Raw genomic sequence first — 15,961 nt, forward strand, 5'->3', positions numbered from 1 at the left:
TCACCTCATTTATAGAAGAAATTCTACAAGTACTTTAACCGAATTTTAACAAATAAAACTCTGTTTCTTAACATATAAAGGAATAATTTTGCAAGTGATGAATACTAAAATCATATTTTTATCGTTTATTGTTGCCATCTCGCTCTCAGGCTTTTTGTTTGGGCAGGAAAACTACAGAAATTTAGTTCATGAAGGCAATCAGAAATTTGACGGTAAAGATTATGACGGAGCCTCCTCAAAATACATGGAAGCGATAAAATCCAACAATAAAGATTTTACCGCTCATTATAATATGGGGAATGCTTTGTATAAAAGTAAAAAATACGAAGAGGCAAAGGCAGAGTTTGAAAAAGCAGAAAAGCTTTCACAAACACTTCCAGATAAGATGGCCGCTCTTCATAATCTGGGGAATGCATATATGCAGATGAATCAGCCGGAAAAAGCCGCTGATTATTATAAAAAGGCTTTGAAGCAGGACCCTTACAGTGAGGCGACCAGAAAAAACTATGAGATTGCCAAGCTGAAAGAGAAAGAAAAAGAACAACAAAAACAAGAACAGAATAACTCAGGAAAAGGCGGCGGTGGAAATGATCAGAACAAAGGTGATGATCAGAGCAAAGGCGATAAAGACAAAAAACAAGATCAGGGTAATGGTCCACAAAACGAAGGTAAAAGTGACCAAGGTGACAGCCCTAAGCAGAATCAAAAGAATGAAGGCAGAATGCCAAAGAATCTTGAAAATGCGATCTTAGATAAAATAAACGAAAAAGAAAAAGAAACTGCCAGAAGAATTTTGAACAAAAATTCTTATTCGATGCCTGAAAGCAACGAGAAAGATTGGTGATGCAACACAAATTGATTTACATATTGCTTACTCTAGCATCCGTAATTACTTACGGACAGGTAAATCTTACTCTGGATGCTGATAAATCTGATTATACAGGAAAAGATATCGTAAATCTTACCATCGTTCTTGAACTTAACGGAACTGACCTTGTACAGCAGACAGGTTTTCAGATGCCGGATCTTTCAAAATTTAATATTATAGGAAGTGGATCTGTTACCAATACCGTGATTGATCCCGCTACCAATACTTTAATTACTCAAAAAATATCCAGAATTGCTCTTGAACCTAAGAAAAAAGGTAAAATAAAGATCGGTTCAGTTCTGGTTACGGTCAATAATAAAATCTACAAAACAGAACCTTTTGATGTCAATATCCGTGATATTGTTGACAAAAGATCATTAGCGGCCAATACGTCCAATGATGTCTATCTGAATATGGAGATCGAAGACAGGGAGGTATATCAGGATCAGCCTACCATTGCTGTTCTTAGGGTGTATTCAAGAAGTATGGATAACCTGAGAAAGGTAAAGAATATCCATCTTCCACAACAGGACAATATCAATGTACATCCTATCAATTTTGATAAATCTGAGATAGATCCGTCCGGATATGGAAATATGCCTTCACAGGTATTGGCCATGTTTATGGTATTTCCAAATGAAGCCGGTTATGTAGAAGTTCCTGGGGTATCAGCCTCTGTAAGTACCTATTCTAACAAATCTAAGATTGTTTCCAATAAAGTAAAAATCAATGTAAGAAGACTTCCGGAAGGAGCACCGGAATGTTTTAAAAATGCTGTTGGAAACTTTAATGTAAACGTATATAATGCTTCCAAAGAAAAACCGGAAGCCAAGAAACCATTGAATGTTGTAGTGAAAGTTTCAGGAGAAGGTAACCTGCCGGATATGGAACTTCCAAAAATTGCAGCATCTCCGGATTATGAGGTTTTTGCTCCGAAAATTACCTCTAAAATTTCTCCGGGAACGACTGGAATGAAAGGAGAGATTCTGGCGAACTATGTTATTATTCCGAATAAATCCGGAACGATCTCTATTAAAACTGAACAATTTGCTTTCTTCGACCCTGAAAATAAAGAATATGTAGATCTGGGACAAAAAACATTGGATCTGAATGCATTTTCTCACGACCAGATCCTGGAAGCCCGTTCTACGGTAGAAAAGGTAAATGAGTATACCAATAACCTTTTGGAAACGGTAAATACTCCGGTTTTAAAAACAACATCGTTTAAAGTAAAAGAAAAAAGTAAATTCCACTGGAATGTTCTTTTTATCAATATTGCGATTCTGGTAAGCTTATTTGTTGCTTATCTGTTATTTAAAAATTGGCAAAAAAAACGTACATTAGTTAGGGAAACTGTACCGGCAAAACCTTTAGGTTCAGTAGCTGAAACAGAAAAACAGATTAGAGAATTGCTGAAAACAGATATCAATGATTACTTTGGATATCTGGAAAATCTTAAGGATAACGGAGAGTATGAAAAGTTCTTTGTCACACTGGAAGAATTGGATGAGGAAGTAAGAAGCCAGTATTTCCAAGGCTCTGCTGCGGAGTTTAAGACTTTTCTTGAAAAACACAATGGGTCTTCAGTAGCGGAAGAATACAGCAAATTACAGCAAAGAGTTCAAATGGAAAAATATAATCCTGTGAAATCTACTGATGCTCTTGAAGAACTTTTGAAAACAATTGTTAATTTATATTCACAAATTAGCAAATAGTCAGTTTATTTTCATATTTTTGCGAAATTTTTAATTACAAAGAGATGGAAATTTTTGATGGTTTTTCTTTTAAAGAGATTGTTACCAGCTTTATGGTTCTGTTTGCCGTTATCGATATTATCGGTTCGGTGCCTATTATCGTAAGCCTTCAGCAGAAGTTTGGAAAGATTGAAGCTGGGAAGGCATCAATCACGGCGGGTGCTATTATGATCGTTTTCCTTTTCGTAGGAAATAAGATCCTTAAACTTATTGGTGTGGATGTAAATTCCTTTGCAATTGCCGGAGCTTTTGTGATTTTTATCATAGCCCTGGAAATGATTTTAGGAATTGAAATTAATAAAACAACCGAAGCAAAGGCTGCATCTATTGTACCCATCGCATTTCCGCTAGTAGCAGGTGCCGGAACCTTAACAACGGCATTGTCTCTTAGAGCTGAATTCCATGATATTAATATTATCCTGGGAATTATTCTTAACACAATTTTCGTATATTTGGTGCTGAAATCAGCGAAATGGTTGGAGAGCAAAATCGGGGATGCTACTTTGATGATCCTTCAGAAAGTTTTCGGAATTATCCTTTTGGCAATTTCAATTAAATTATTCACCGCAAATTTTGCACAGTTGGTGCAGAATTATATTAATTTTTAAGAGTCATGAAGAAGTTTTATAAAGTATTTTTAGTACTGTTTATTGTATTCATCGCCATCAATCTTTACGCTATCAACTGGCAGACAACAGATATCTTAGGAGATGAAGATAACCTTAGGTTTGTATTCTCAGCATCAGCTGCTGCAATAGGCCTTATCTTGCTTTTCGTTATGGATACCTGGAGCAGAATCGGTGTAAAGAAATAAATTGAATATTTCATTATAGATATAGGACCTCTTTCGTTTTTGAAGGAGGTTTTTGTTTTATTAGGCGGAAGGTAATAGGTAGCAGGGATAAGATTGTCATTAAATATAATATTGCTTTTCTATTCAATAGGGGCGGGCTTTAGCCCATTTAAACAATTTGTAAACGTTCCTATGGCTTTAGCCAAAACCTATAAAATAAAGTGAAGCGCAATTATATTTTCGTAACATAGAAAATATTCACCAACATCTAAGAAATAACCAGATTTTTCAATATCGCTTCAGACTTTAGTTCCGTTTCCTTCCATTCTTTTTCAGGGCTGCTTTGAGCGGTTATTCCGCCTCCGACAAAAACATGTACAGCGTCTTTATAAAGCCTGGCACAACGCAGATTCACAAAATATAAAATACTCTCTTCAGTTTCGACCTTAATATAACCTGCATAGAATTCACGGGGAAATTTCTCGTATTTACGGATATTTTCATTGCAAAAATCTTTAGGAATACCACAAACTGCCGGAGTAGGGTGAAGGTCCTGAATAATCCTGTCAAGATCCTCTGGTTGAATGGTCGTTTTAAAATCTGTTCTTAAATGCTTAATATTTCCGGAAATATGATCATAGGTTTCCGATTGCTGTACCTTATCAGAATAGTTTTTCAGAATGTCCTGAATATAACTGGTGACCGGTTTTTGTTCTTCAATTTCTTTTTCAGACCATTCTTCCAACACAGGAAGAGTTCCTGCCAGCGCCATCGTTTCAAACTCATGGGTTGTTTTATTGAACTTCCCTAATACTTCTGAGAAAGCTCCCATCCATGCATTTTCTCCGTCATTGAAGAGGTATCTGAAAGCATTCGGGTAAGATTTACATACATTATTAAAACTCTCTTTAAAATCAATGATCCTAAAGTCTGTGAAAATTTTCCTTCTTGAATAAACCAGCTTAGGAAGATTGTTTTCTTTAATCACTTCAATGACTTCCTGTAATGTTTTACAGTATTCTTCCCTGGTTTCGGCGATGCTGTCGGTTGGGGCATTAATGAATGCTTCATTTGTGATCGAAGTTTGATCAAATTCAGACGGATCAATTTCAACAATATCTCCATTGAAGTGAATATGATCTAAGCCATTATAAGAATGAAATTCGACCGCATTTTTTATATTTTTTTCATCTGTAGACAATAGTCTTTCGTCGAAAGGAAGTTTGAAATAAATCATGAGTTATGAATGCATTTTGAAAATTAACCACAGGAAATTCCGGTTGCAATTTTCCTTTCTACAAAGGTATTATTAGTCTTAAATATGTCAAAATAAAAAGAGCTTAAATTTATTTTAAGCTCTTTATTTTTTATGTTGTTGTCACTTATCTATTGATGATATTATTCGTCATCGTAGTGTGGTTGATAAGCACTCCTTTTTCGTCACGGATTTCAATCTCAGAAACGTGCATAGTCTTTCCTTTTCTGATAAAACGTGCTGTAGCAGTTACAATTCCGTCTTTTTTGCTTTTCAGGTGGTTAGAATTGATATTAGTCCCAACTCCATAATACTTTTCACCATCAATAAATATATTAGACAGGCTTGACCCTAAGGTTTCAGCTAATACGCAGCTTGCTCCTCCATGCATGATCCCAAACGGCTGATGAGTTCTTGGAAGAACAGGCATTGTCGCTGTAAGGGTTTCATTTTCAAGATCAATATCGATGAACTTTATTTCAAGCGTTTTGGCAAGCGTTACATCTCCCCAGTTATTGATGAATGCTAGTATTTCTTCTTTTGTCTGACCTTTCATGTTGTATGATTAATTTTGTTTCTAGTTCTATTCATTTCCGGTTCCCATAATATTGGGATTCCAGTTGGTAGGGATTTTAGGGACAATATCATTTTTCACATAATACTCCTGAATTTCCTCCATGATTTCTGAAAAAGGAACCGATGCTATTCTTTCATAAGGAATGGTGTACCCCAAATAAACAATGTTTCTTTTGAAATCACCGGCAGCCAGTACGATAGGAACTTTTGCTGCCAAAGCCATGTGGTAGAATCCTTTTCTCCATTTCGGTACCCAGCTTCTTGTTCCTTCCGGAGTAATCACAAGGCTGAAATCTTCTTTGGAAAATTGGTTCGCTACGAAATTTACAAGGTCGTTTTTCTGGCTTCTGTCGATGCCGATCCCTCCAAGTCCTCTTACAATACTTCCGTACCAGGCTTTGGTATGGGCATCTTTAATGATGATTTTTAAAGGTTTCTCTAAAGACCAATAGGAGAAATTCCCTAAAATGTATTCCATATTATGAGTATGTGGTGCTACCACAAGGATGCATCTGTTCAGGTTGTTGACATCGCCTTGTAGAACGACCTTCCAACCTAATATTTTTAACATTGCTTTACCTATTAGCTTTTTCATAGATTTCTTGGATTAAAAACAAAAAAGTATAACCAAATTTTGGTTATACTTTACAAATATATTGAAATATTATCGCTCTTAAAATAAACCGCTAATTAAATCTACGATTTTCATTACGAATTCCATTGCAAATTGTATCATGATGAGGCTGTGTTTTTGGTTGATTGGTTATTAAATTTTAACAGTACGAAATTAAAACATTTTTTTTACATAAAGAACTAAATATTGCTTTATTTTCACTTTTCCGAGAGAAGAAGGGTGTGAATTTCAAACGGTTGCCATCCACCCACACCTTCTACCACTCTCTGAAGTTAATTATTTAGTTTGTATGGAAATTTCGTTTTTTCCGTCTTTGATTTTGATGTCCACATCTTTGTTTATTTTCTTGATATTGGACACTGCAGAATCAATTACTTTCTTTGCCTGGTTGTTTGGAACTTTTTTACCGTTTACGATGATGCTGTCCTGATCATCAGAGTTGTATTCGATACTTGAACCGTTCACCGTGATTTTATTTTTTTCAACTCTAACACCGTTGTGGTATTCATCTCTGTCCTCTTCGTTGTCATTGATTCCGTCTCCATCTAAGTCTCCATCTATATTGATATCGTTCTTCTTCATTGAGATAACAATAGTTTTTTGCGGAACTACAAGCTCATAATTTACGCTGTAGTCTCTGAATCTGTGTTCATATGGATATTTTACATAGTTTGGAAGTAATACTCTATTGTTTACAACTTCTACAGGAACCGTCAGCTGGATAGGGAAATTATAACCATTTCCTTCCTTTTTGATGATCAGATAAGGGGTTTTGATATCCGGTTTTCTGGTTACATCTACTGAAATATAATCTTCTTCATACACAGATCTTTTATCAGAATAAATATCGTTGTTATAAGCTTTAAAATTCTGAGGAATGTTGATTTGCTTTACATCCACATACAATGTATCTGAAGTCGTGTTGATGGCAACATTTTCTACATCTTCTTTATTTCCTTTGTAGATCATGTTCTTTTTAGCCATGCTTAGTCCAAAGTAAGTTCCTAACCCGATCAGAAGAAGAAATAAACCTCCAATTACCCATCCGATATTTCTCAGTTTTGTTTTTGGAGAGAATATCTTGATGCTTAATAAACTGAAAAGAATAGCAGGAATTAAACTTCCTATGACCATCATGGCTGCCAGTACTTTATCAAGTCCCTGATCATCCATATAGAATCTGATTTCATTAGCACCAGGGAAGTCTGTATCCATTCCGAAAAGACCGAATAATACAAATACTCCGATAATGCTTCCTACAGCCATCAATACGAAGAACCCTCCTACAATGTATTTGAATACATTCCAGATACCGCTTCCTGCATTGTTGATGTAAGGTTTGTTTTCGTTATATATCTCTCCGACCCTCTGAGTAGATTCATTGGCAAACTGCACCAATTTATTAGACTCATTTTTAAGATTGTCGAAGTTCATAGGCTTTCCCTGCATTTTCAGGAAATCTGCTGCTGTTTCAGCTTTTGGAAGTACGATCCAAAGGATTACATATAAAAGACCGATCAATGAAGATGAGATGGCTGCTGTGAAAATTCCTAGTACGAAGATTCCCAGCCAGATTGCTCTCATTGTGGTAATATCCATTCCTACATATTGAGCTAAACCTGCACAAACTCCGGCTACTTTTTGTTTTTCCGGATCACGGAACAGTTGTTTTTTATCTGTATAATTGTTTCCTGAATAGGTATTTCTTGCTGATGTTTTTTCAGAAAAATAAGCTTCTTCCTGTTCTTCAATTTTTTCTGGGCTTCCGATCTGTGCGATTACCTTTTCTACATCGGTATCGTTGATTACTTCACGTTTTCCCAGAGAATCTTTGAAAATCTCCACCATTCTTATTTCTATGTCATGCATTACCTCATCAGCCTCAGAAGCGTCCAGTGAGCTTCTCAGAGCATTCAGGTAGTCGCTGAGCTTTATATATGCGTGTTCTTCTATGGTAAAAGAAAAACCTGCGAGTCCTATTGAGAGTGTCTTGTTCATAGCTTTGTTTTTTAATTTTGTTGGGTGATTTGGTTTACTGACGCTGTCAGCTCATTCCATGTGTTTTGAAGTTCATCCAGAAAGAGTTTTCCTTTTTCTGTGATCTGATAATATTTTCTGGGTGGCCCTCCTGTAGATTCTTCCCATCTGTAAGAGAGAAACTCTCCGTTTTTAAGTCTTGTAAGAAGAGGGTAGAGGGTCCCTTCCACTACATCCAGTTTTCCTTTTTTCAGTTCATCAATAAGATCGGAAACATACATTTCTCTATTATTGATGAGACTTAGAATACAGAATTCCAGAATCCCTTTTCGCATTTGCGCTTTGGTATTTTCGGTATTCATCTTTGATAAGTTTTGTTAATTAGTTATATTTTTAGAAAAATGCTCCTAGCTAGTTGAGCCTATTCTAATTTTACATTACAAAGATATGTAAAATAAATGGTAATATGCAATACAAAGTAGTGGTATTTTTAAAATAAATAATGTAAATAATTGATAATCAATTTAATAATTTTATATTTGGATTTTGATGAAATTGAATTTCAGTGGGAAATGGGTGAAAAATCTCTAAATTTTAAATGAAATTGAAATAAATGCAGAGGAAAAAATCATTATTCATTAATTATTGCTTATTACCGATTACTCATTACTCATTACTCATAACTGATATCATAGCCTCGATAGCAGCGGTTACCCCACAGCAGGTTTGGTTTTAGATTTGGAGCGAGGAGTATGAGCGGATAGCGGGAAACAGCTTCTTATCAACGGATATTCTTTTATTTGAATGAATAAAACTGTTTTAAATTCTGAGAGATAATGAGATTGAGATTTTGAGATCGGTATTATGATTCGTATTTTTGTTAGCAATAGAAAACACCTAAATCCAAATTACTATTACCATGAATATTTTAAATAAGTACAAGAACTTATCGGCTTTTCTTTTATTGGGTCCCTTATGTTTCGGGCAATATCAGTTTGAAGTAAAAAATGTGTCAAAGAGCTATAGTGCCATTATCAAGGTAGAAAATTGTTATGACAGCCGATGCAGTGGAAAGGGAACTGTGGAGTTGTTTGATAACAGAAACAGTAAGGTACAGACTTTTGTTTCCGATGATCTTGTTCTGGAAACAGAAGAAAGCCTGAAACTGACTTCGGGAAAAATGATTCAGTTAACAAAGCCGCAAAATTCTGTGATTATAGATGACTTTAATTTTGACGGAACAGAAGACATTGCCATAAGGAACGGAAATATGGGGAACTATAGCGCTGCTTCATACGATGTATATGTGTTCAATAGTACCAGAATGGCATTTGTGAAGAGTAAAGAGCTTACGGATCTTGCTTCCAATTCCCTTGATATTTTTGATGTGGATGCCAAACGTAAACGCCTTATCGCTTATGGAAAATCAGGATGCTGCAATTTTTTTACGATGGAATATGCCGTAATTCCGAATAAAGGACTGGATATGGTCTTTGAAAAGGAAGAAGATACAACCAATGAAGGTCAGGTAAAGGTAATAACGAAAGAAAAGATCAATAATAAATGGAATACCAAAACGAAGGTATATCCTGCAGATCAATATAATAGAAAATAAGAAGTAAGATGAAAATTCAGAAAGAGATCGATTTTATCCTGGCAGTGGATGCTTTGAAAAATGTACAGAGAAGAAATTATAATGCAGACGATTCCCGAAGAGAAAATACAGCGGAACACTCCTGGCAGATTATCATTCTGGCTCAGATTCTTTATCCCTATGCGAAAAACCGCACCGATATAGATTTGTTAAGGGTGATAAGAATGCTTTCCATTCATGATCTGGTGGAGATAGAAGCTGGAGACACTTTTATTTTTGATGAAAAAGCAATGGTAGGGAAGTTTGAAAGAGAGAAAGCTTCTGCTCAGAAGATCTTCGGAATTCTGGATGAACCTTTACGTTCGGAATTCTTTAATCTGTGGCTTGAGTTTGAAGAAGAGAAAACACCGGATGCTGTTTTTGCCTGTGGAATAGACAGAATAATGCCGTTTATCTTAAATTCCCACACTTCAGGAAAGAGCTGGACGGAAGCCGGAGTAACAGAAAAACAAATTAGAAATATACTTGAAAATGCGATCACAAGAGCCTCGGATGAAATGGGAGAGGCTTTTGAACTGCTGCTGAACAGAAGTCTGGAAACAGAAAAAGTTTTGAAGTAATTTCAGTGAGAATAGAAAAAGCTTCGGGCGGCCAAAGGCCGCCCGAAGCTTTTTAATTATAGTATCTGGATTGGTTTCTTGGATTCGTCTATCGCTACAAAAGTGAAATCACCTACAATGGCTTTTTCTCTTTCATAGGAATACATCTGCTCGGTGTAGATCTCAACGTTTACTTTCATACTGGTTTTTCCTACGTATGACACTTTTCCGATCAATTCAACAATCGTTCCAGCAGGAATAGGTTTCTTGAAATCGATCTTGTCACTGCTCACTGTTACCACTCTTTTTCTTGCAAATCGGGTTGCGGTAATAAAAGCTACTTCGTCCATCAGCTGCATCGCCGTACCACCAAAAAGGGTATCATAATGATTGGTTGTGTTAGGGAAAACCGCTTTAAAGATTCTGGTTTCGGATGCTTCAATTCTTTCTTCTGTAGTCATATATCATTATTAATTAAAGCGAAATAAAATGATATTAAAATAACAGAATAATGACAGGAACTTATAGAATTCCTGAAACAATCCATCATATCAATACAACTTCAAATCGCGAAAGTTACATGTTTAAGAAAAAGGCAGGTCTCCTGACTCGTAACATCTTTATCTCCTTCCCATGCCTCGCACAGTGGATCTTTGATAAAGATTTCAGTTACTTACAGTTGCGCGACAGTCCGTGATTTTCACACGGTTCCCTTTTAATCTGCAGTGATGCAGAACCAATTTCTGTGATGAATAAGTGTAAAACTTTTCGAGTGCAAAAATAATGAATTTATTCCGGATTATGGTAAATAATCTGGCTGATTACTCTCCCTTTCTTGATTGTCCAGAGAGTGGTATATCTGTTCTCACCCGAACCATTTATCATGTATAGGAAAATATTGTCATTGTCAAGAGAGGTTACTCCAATGTTCTCAAAATCCATGGTAGGCTGGAACATATTTTTGATCGCTTCTCTTACAAAGACAGAACCTCTTCCGGGCTGCTGTACTCTGATCGATTTGATCTCGGTCATCCCTTCAGGAAGATCGTTTCCAATTCCCCAGGGCTTTACTTTATCGATGGTAAGAAGTTTTCCTTCTGCATCTTTTTCCTTTTTACGGTAGCCTGCGTTGGAAGGATAGACATCAATCACAACCTTGCTTCTTTGAGCGGTAGGAATTTTCGGATCAGAATTGTCTGTGAAAATAAGTGATCTCCCGTTTTTAGATTTTGAAGGAGTATACGCCGGAAGCTGATCGATATAAGCAATACGTTCTTTATTGACCATTCCTTCTTTATCAAGAGTTTCATAACGTACAAACGGTTTGTCATCATCCTGTTTTTCAGGATATTTGATCCAGATCCATTCTGTTTCTCCGGGAGCAGGCTTTACATAAACGAATACATCACCTTTACGCATACGGATCTTGTCTACAATTTTTCGGTAATTGTCTTTATGAACCCGTACATTGGCATATCCCTCTTCAGCTTTTACAACTCCGAAAGGAACCTTATTCTGTCCTTTTACAAAGGCTAAAGAAAAAATACTGAAAGCGGATACATAGAATGCTTTGTTTATGAAAGTCATCATGAAAATTTTTTGATCCCCCAAATATATAAATTAAATGCTTTTCGGGAGATAATTATACCGCTGCAGTTCTTTAAAATCTTGTATTTGTTTCAGATGGCCGTCAGAAAGCAGATATATTGAGTCTGAAATATCCAGAACATCCTGATAATTATGATCAGAAATGATAAAACCTTTCTCGCTTGACTGTTGGCGAATGGTTTTCTTTAATTCTTCGCAAACTATTGGAGAAAGACTGTGGAATGGTTCGTCCAGTAAAGCAAAATCAGCTTCAGAATGAATGATCATCAGCGTTTCAATAAGTCTTTGCTCACCTTTGGAAAGGTTTTTAGGCTTTTCATGAAGAAATGGATATATGAGTTCTGAGGAAAATAAAAGGTCTGTGTTTTCTTTATTACAGAAAAGAGGAATCAGTCTTTTAACGGTTTCGTATTTAGGGAGAAAGAGGTTCTGCGGTAAATAGGAAATCCTGTTTTTTCGGTCTGATCTATTTTTCAAAACTTTGTCATCACATCTGATAAACTGAGTATCACTGCTGATAACTCCGAAAATGATTTTTAATAAGGTCGATTTTCCGCTTCCGTTTCTACCCAATAGCCCTGTGATTTGGCCCGTTTCACATCCAATATAAATGTCCTGCAAAATTTTTCTCTCATTGAAGGATTTTGTTACACTGTCAATATGAAGTTTACTCATAAAAATAAGGTTATAAATTTTACAATGAGACTCAATAAAACAGTTCCGCCCCAAAGAAAGATTCTTGAAAGTCCTAAGTTGGCGTAGAAATAATATTCGTTTTTGAACCTTAATTCATAAATAAAGTAGTGAAAGACTGGTAAAATTAGAAGAAAACTTAATCCAAACGTTTCAAACCCGAAGGGAAGCAAAAAAGAAATGACTAATGAAAACAGCAAGGCAGGAAGTACTATTTTTTTATAAAAAATCCAGAGAATAGAAAAGTTTTTGATCATATAATAACAGTAAAATGAGATACCAATGGAAATGTATCTTTTACATTTTTAATTTCAAATGTATTGAAAAAATACAATAATATTTGAAGTAGATGTAAAGTATATTCCGGAAAACTCCTTATTTTTCAAAGGAATTTTAAAACTAATAAACATGACCAAAAAACTACTTTATGTATTCTCTTTTATTTTATCAGGAATACAGTTTTAAGATTCTGTATTTTGTTTTGTATAACCATAGATGGCTTGTGGATCATTTTTTAGAAAGTAAGAAAAGACTCCATAGAATAAAAGAACGAAAAGATATAAAACCGCACATAGATAAAATGCAGTCCCGAAACCATAGCTGATTGAAATATCACTTCCGAATCCCATCGCCATTTTATTATTTCCAAATCCTTCCATATTGGATTGAAACGTCAGATAAAAAATAAGTAAAGAGGCGAGCCCTATAATAGAGAGAATGACATGATAAAGATATTTCTTTCTGATATTCTTCATCACTTGAACGGCAATTCCTGCGATAGCAGCCAGCAATGCAATGATGATAAATGGGTTAGGAGAGATATTTTGATGGTCTTTTTTATCTTTAGGCTCATTCAGAGGCGAATATTCAATGTCTGTGTCTGAAGAGGTATCTGCTTCTGCTTTATCATTTCCGAATGCAGCGCCAAAAGGTGAACTTTTTTTGAGGCTTTCCTTCATTCGCTCATTGATGGCTTTTTTGGAAACTCCCGTTACAAGATCAGTTCCTTTAACAGACATTAGAGTGGTATCTCCACATTTTATCAGGAAAAACGGAAAGAAAAAGCATAGAATAATAACCGTATAACTGGGTATTGGCAAAAGGTCTGAAAGTGCTTTTAATGGTTTCATAAATTATAGTTTTAGATAAAAATAGAAAAAATATAGGATAAAGCATAAAAAAAAGAGAGAGCACCTTCTGGCACTCTCTCTTAGTATTTGCGTACAATGAGTTCGTTTTTAAACTCATTTCAGATTAATTAAATTCTCTCAAGTTCATCGGCATCAATCGTTGTCTTGAAGGTTCCGTAATTGACAATCACCTTGTTTCGGGAAATCTTCTCGATCGTTCCTACGCTGGTGCTTCCTGTAATACGAACACGTTGTCCGATTTTCATCCAAACAGCTCGGTCACTTTTACGCTGTTCTTCCAGTTTTTCATTGGTTTCTGCAATTTTTTCAATGACATCCTCCTTTTTCAACTGTTGAGTGATTTTTCTCTTCACGACCTGCAGACGTTTAGTTTCATCTTTGTCATGACCTAATTTCCTGAATTTCTCCTGCTCAAGAAGCTTTACAAAGTCTTTTACAACATCTTTTCTGGATTTTCCTTTGGTATAACTGTCGATGAATGTTTCAATCTTATTTCCAAACTGAAGTTTACGATGTTCCTCCTCATACAGTTTTTGGAAATTGAACAGTTTCTGTTGAAGCTGGTCATTCAGTTTTTGAAGATTATCACGCTTATCTTCTACAGATTCTTTTCTTTCTGCAAGATCAACTTTCAGTTTTTCAACCTCGAATTTCTCCTGTTGCAGCTTTACAATGGTCTTATCGAGATTTACAATATCATGTTCTACCTTTTTCTTGGCAGAATGGATGATAAATCTTGGGATTTTATTCTTTTCAGCAACTTCAAAAGTAAATGAACTTCCTGCCTGTCCTACTTCAAGTTTATACATCGGCTCCAATGTTTCTTCATTGAAAAGCATGGCTGCATTCTGAGCATTTGGAAGCTGTTCTATAACCAGTTTAATATTGGTATAGTGCGTTGTAATAATAGCAAAACTCTTTTTATCATAGAAAAACTCCATGAAACTTTCCGCCAGAGCACCTCCTAGTTCTGGATCAGAACCTGTCCCGAATTCATCAATCAGTAAAAGCGTATTGGCATCAGCCTCACGGATGATTCCAGACATTTTTTTCAATCGGGATGAATAGGTTGACAAATGGTTTTCAATGGACTGATTATCCCCGATATCGGTCATCATCTTCTCAAAGAAAAACATTTCAGACTTAGGATGTACAGGAACCAGAATACCACTTTGAATCATCAGTTGTAATAGTCCGACCGTTTTCAACGTGATAGATTTTCCACCGGCATTGGGTCCGGAAATACAGATAATTCTGTTATGATCCGTTAAACTCAGTGTCTGTGAATGGATAATCTTATTCTCAATCTTATTTCTCAGCCACAACAAAGGATGATAAGCATCTTTTAATTTCAACGTTCTATGATGGTTGATTTTCGGAAGAACTCCGTTGATCAGTTCACTGAACTTAGCCTTAGCTCTCGTAAGGTCAAGGTCAAAAATATAAACCTGATATCTCCATAGCTGAGGTTGAAATTCTGCCAGTTCTGCCGTAAGCTTTCGGAGAACTTTATCAATTTCTTTTTTCTCTTCTTCCTCACTCTCGCGAAGTTTGAAATAATGCTTTACAACACTGTCTGGCTGAATGTAAGTAATGGAACCCGTTTTGGAAATTCCTAACGTTCTTCCGGGAACTCTTTTTTGAATCCTGATTTTACGGCCAAAACCCTTTGGTCGTCAATAATCGTTTCCCGTATATCATCCAAAAAGTCACTCTGCCCATACGTGGTGAGTGCACGGTTGAAATTTTCCTGAATCGCTTTTTTAGCATGCTGAATTTCAGTTCTCAAATCCTTTAAAGCTGGAGAGGCCTCACTTTTTACCTCACCAAAACGGTTGAAAACCTTATCTACTTTATCGATGATCTCTTTTCTGAATTCCAGTACAGAAACTTCTTCCAGTAAATTAGGGAAGGTTTCCGGCATGGTAGGAAAGAATTTTTGCAGTTTCCCGATCTGTTCCGTGATGGTTTTTATTTTGATGAAAGCCGTGTTTTCCAAACGGTAGTTCTCAATCAGCATCACTTTCAGCTCACTTTCAATATCTTCATATTCATCAAACGGAATCGCATTTGAACTTTCAAAACTCGACAGATATTCTGAGGTTTTTTTTAAGGAAAGTTCCGCCTCTTCTATTTCCATTGGGCGAAGTTGAAGAATTTTTTCTCTTGTTTTCGGAGAATACGCAAATGGGGAGATTTCCGCGAGCAATTGCGGAAACTCTAATTCGTCTAAATCTTCTTTATCTATATACACAGTGCAAATTTAGTGAGAATTTTGATTATTACGTATATCCGAGAGATTTACAGAATAAATTAACGTTGAATTGGATGTTTTTTTAACTATTGAGATGATGAAAATTTTAAAATTTGCTTTTGAATCTCTAATTATCATTCCTTCCTTAGAAACGCTTAATGGTTTACATTAAAAAATAGAATCATTCTTTTAGAAGGAAAAAGTT

General features: G+C 35.7%; 15 protein-coding genes, 1 pseudogene and 1 riboswitch. Of the genes and pseudogenes, 6 read left to right on the plus strand and 10 right to left on the minus strand.

Annotated features, from left to right (window positions below; genetic code table 11):
- The first annotated feature begins 97 nt into the window (after positions 1 to 97).
- Genes LF886_RS07840 through LF886_RS07855 form a run of 4 tightly spaced genes read left to right on the plus strand, consistent with a single transcriptional unit; the run spans position 98 to position 3,436 of the window.
- On the plus strand, positions 98 to 844 hold the full coding sequence (locus LF886_RS07840) for a tetratricopeptide repeat protein (protein ID WP_236853614.1): 747 nt from the start codon (positions 98 to 100) through the stop codon (positions 842 to 844).
- Between the two features lie 23 nt (positions 845 to 867).
- Positions 868 to 2,583, plus strand: coding sequence for a BatD family protein (locus tag LF886_RS07845; RefSeq protein WP_236853615.1), 1,716 nt, complete (start codon positions 868 to 870; stop codon positions 2,581 to 2,583).
- 44 nt (positions 2,584 to 2,627) lie between these two features.
- On the plus strand, positions 2,628 to 3,230 hold the full coding sequence (locus LF886_RS07850) for a MarC family protein (RefSeq protein WP_109737946.1): 603 nt from the start codon (positions 2,628 to 2,630) through the stop codon (positions 3,228 to 3,230).
- Between the two features lie 5 nt (positions 3,231 to 3,235).
- Entirely contained in the window at positions 3,236 to 3,436 is a 201-nt protein-coding gene (locus LF886_RS07855; protein WP_103232907.1) for a hypothetical protein, read from the plus strand.
- 247 nt (positions 3,437 to 3,683) lie between these two features.
- Here the strand turns inward: LF886_RS07855 and LF886_RS07860 are convergent, their stop codons facing one another.
- The 5 genes from LF886_RS07860 to LF886_RS07880 form a co-directional block, all read right to left on the minus strand.
- Complete coding sequence (locus LF886_RS07860) at positions 3,684 to 4,652, minus strand: chorismate-binding protein (protein ID WP_236853616.1); 969 nt, start codon at positions 4,650 to 4,652, stop codon at positions 3,684 to 3,686.
- Positions 4,653 to 4,797: 145 nt separating this feature from the next.
- Entirely contained in the window at positions 4,798 to 5,226 is a 429-nt protein-coding gene (locus tag LF886_RS07865) for a PaaI family thioesterase (protein ID WP_103234937.1), read from the minus strand.
- A 27-nt stretch (positions 5,227 to 5,253) separates the two neighbouring features.
- Positions 5,254 to 5,841, minus strand: coding sequence for a 1-acyl-sn-glycerol-3-phosphate acyltransferase (locus LF886_RS07870; RefSeq protein WP_236853617.1), 588 nt, complete (start codon positions 5,839 to 5,841; stop codon positions 5,254 to 5,256).
- 315 nt (positions 5,842 to 6,156) lie between these two features.
- Positions 6,157 to 7,878 (minus strand): PspC domain-containing protein, encoded by a 1,722-nt coding sequence (locus LF886_RS07875; protein WP_236853618.1) that lies wholly within the window; start codon positions 7,876 to 7,878, stop codon positions 6,157 to 6,159.
- An 11-nt stretch (positions 7,879 to 7,889) separates the two neighbouring features.
- Entirely contained in the window at positions 7,890 to 8,219 is a 330-nt protein-coding gene (locus tag LF886_RS07880; protein ID WP_103234940.1) for a PadR family transcriptional regulator, read from the minus strand.
- 557 nt (positions 8,220 to 8,776) lie between these two features.
- On the opposite strand from LF886_RS07880, the gene LF886_RS07885 reads away from it, so the two are divergent.
- Both LF886_RS07885 and LF886_RS07890 read left to right on the plus strand, forming a co-directional pair.
- Positions 8,777 to 9,472 carry an XAC2610-related protein gene (locus tag LF886_RS07885; protein WP_236853619.1) on the plus strand — a complete coding sequence of 232 codons (696 nt, stop codon included), beginning with the start codon at positions 8,777 to 8,779 and terminating at the stop codon, positions 9,470 to 9,472.
- Positions 9,473 to 9,480: 8 nt separating this feature from the next.
- Positions 9,481 to 10,071, plus strand: a complete 591-nt coding sequence (locus LF886_RS07890; protein WP_124533883.1) for an HD domain-containing protein — start codon at positions 9,481 to 9,483, stop codon at positions 10,069 to 10,071.
- 56 nt (positions 10,072 to 10,127) lie between these two features.
- Here the strand turns inward: LF886_RS07890 and LF886_RS07895 are convergent, their stop codons facing one another.
- The 5 genes and pseudogenes from LF886_RS07895 to LF886_RS07915 all read right to left on the minus strand — a co-directional run bounded on the left by LF886_RS07895 (position 10,128) and on the right by LF886_RS07915 (position 15,756).
- A complete protein-coding gene (locus LF886_RS07895) occupies positions 10,128 to 10,511 on the minus strand; it encodes an acyl-CoA thioesterase (protein WP_236853620.1) in 384 nt (127 codons plus the stop codon).
- Between the two features lie 115 nt (positions 10,512 to 10,626).
- Positions 10,627 to 10,806: riboswitch (cobalamin riboswitch) on the minus strand.
- A gap of 33 nt (positions 10,807 to 10,839) precedes the next feature.
- The gene (locus LF886_RS07900; RefSeq protein WP_103234988.1) at positions 10,840 to 11,640 is read right to left on the minus strand and encodes a hypothetical protein; all 801 of its coding nucleotides are present in this window, start codon (positions 11,638 to 11,640) and stop codon (positions 10,840 to 10,842) included.
- A 30-nt stretch (positions 11,641 to 11,670) separates the two neighbouring features.
- Positions 11,671 to 12,333: an ATP-binding cassette domain-containing protein gene (locus LF886_RS07905; protein WP_236853621.1), complete on the minus strand. Its 663-nt coding sequence runs from the start codon at positions 12,331 to 12,333 to the stop codon at positions 11,671 to 11,673.
- A gap of 479 nt (positions 12,334 to 12,812) precedes the next feature.
- Positions 12,813 to 13,481, minus strand: a complete 669-nt coding sequence (locus LF886_RS07910; protein ID WP_236853622.1) for a hypothetical protein — start codon at positions 13,479 to 13,481, stop codon at positions 12,813 to 12,815.
- Positions 13,482 to 13,609: 128 nt separating this feature from the next.
- A pseudogene (locus tag LF886_RS07915) lies at positions 13,610 to 15,756 on the minus strand (endonuclease MutS2).
- Positions 15,757 to 15,961: the final 205 nt, after the last annotated feature.

Source organism: Chryseobacterium sp. MEBOG07, assembly GCF_021869745.1.
GTDB lineage: Bacteria > Bacteroidota > Bacteroidia > Flavobacteriales > Weeksellaceae > Chryseobacterium > Chryseobacterium viscerum.

Bases quoted from the DNA above. Each gene is read 5' to 3' on its own strand.
- LF886_RS07840 (WP_236853614.1), top strand. From the start codon at position 98: ATGAATACTAAAATCATATTTTTATCGTTTATTGTTGCCATCTCGCTC.
- LF886_RS07850 (WP_109737946.1), top strand. From the start codon at position 2,628: ATGGAAATTTTTGATGGTTTTTCTTTTAAAGAGATTGTTACCAGCTTT.
- LF886_RS07855 (WP_103232907.1), top strand. From the start codon at position 3,236: ATGAAGAAGTTTTATAAAGTATTTTTAGTACTGTTTATTGTATTCATC.
- LF886_RS07860 (WP_236853616.1), bottom strand. From the start codon at position 4,652: ATGATTTATTTCAAACTTCCTTTCGACGAAAGACTATTGTCTACAGAT.
- LF886_RS07865 (WP_103234937.1), bottom strand. From the start codon at position 5,226: ATGAAAGGTCAGACAAAAGAAGAAATACTAGCATTCATCAATAACTGG.
- LF886_RS07870 (WP_236853617.1), bottom strand. From the start codon at position 5,841: ATGAAAAAGCTAATAGGTAAAGCAATGTTAAAAATATTAGGTTGGAAG.
- LF886_RS07875 (WP_236853618.1), bottom strand. From the start codon at position 7,878: ATGAACAAGACACTCTCAATAGGACTCGCAGGTTTTTCTTTTACCATA.
- LF886_RS07880 (WP_103234940.1), bottom strand. From the start codon at position 8,219: ATGAATACCGAAAATACCAAAGCGCAAATGCGAAAAGGGATTCTGGAA.
- LF886_RS07885 (WP_236853619.1), top strand. From the start codon at position 8,777: ATGAATATTTTAAATAAGTACAAGAACTTATCGGCTTTTCTTTTATTG.
- LF886_RS07890 (WP_124533883.1), top strand. From the start codon at position 9,481: ATGAAAATTCAGAAAGAGATCGATTTTATCCTGGCAGTGGATGCTTTG.
- LF886_RS07895 (WP_236853620.1), bottom strand. From the start codon at position 10,511: ATGACTACAGAAGAAAGAATTGAAGCATCCGAAACCAGAATCTTTAAA.
- LF886_RS07900 (WP_103234988.1), bottom strand. From the start codon at position 11,640: ATGATGACTTTCATAAACAAAGCATTCTATGTATCCGCTTTCAGTATT.
- LF886_RS07905 (WP_236853621.1), bottom strand. From the start codon at position 12,333: ATGAGTAAACTTCATATTGACAGTGTAACAAAATCCTTCAATGAGAGA.
- LF886_RS07910 (WP_236853622.1), bottom strand. From the start codon at position 13,481: ATGAAACCATTAAAAGCACTTTCAGACCTTTTGCCAATACCCAGTTAT.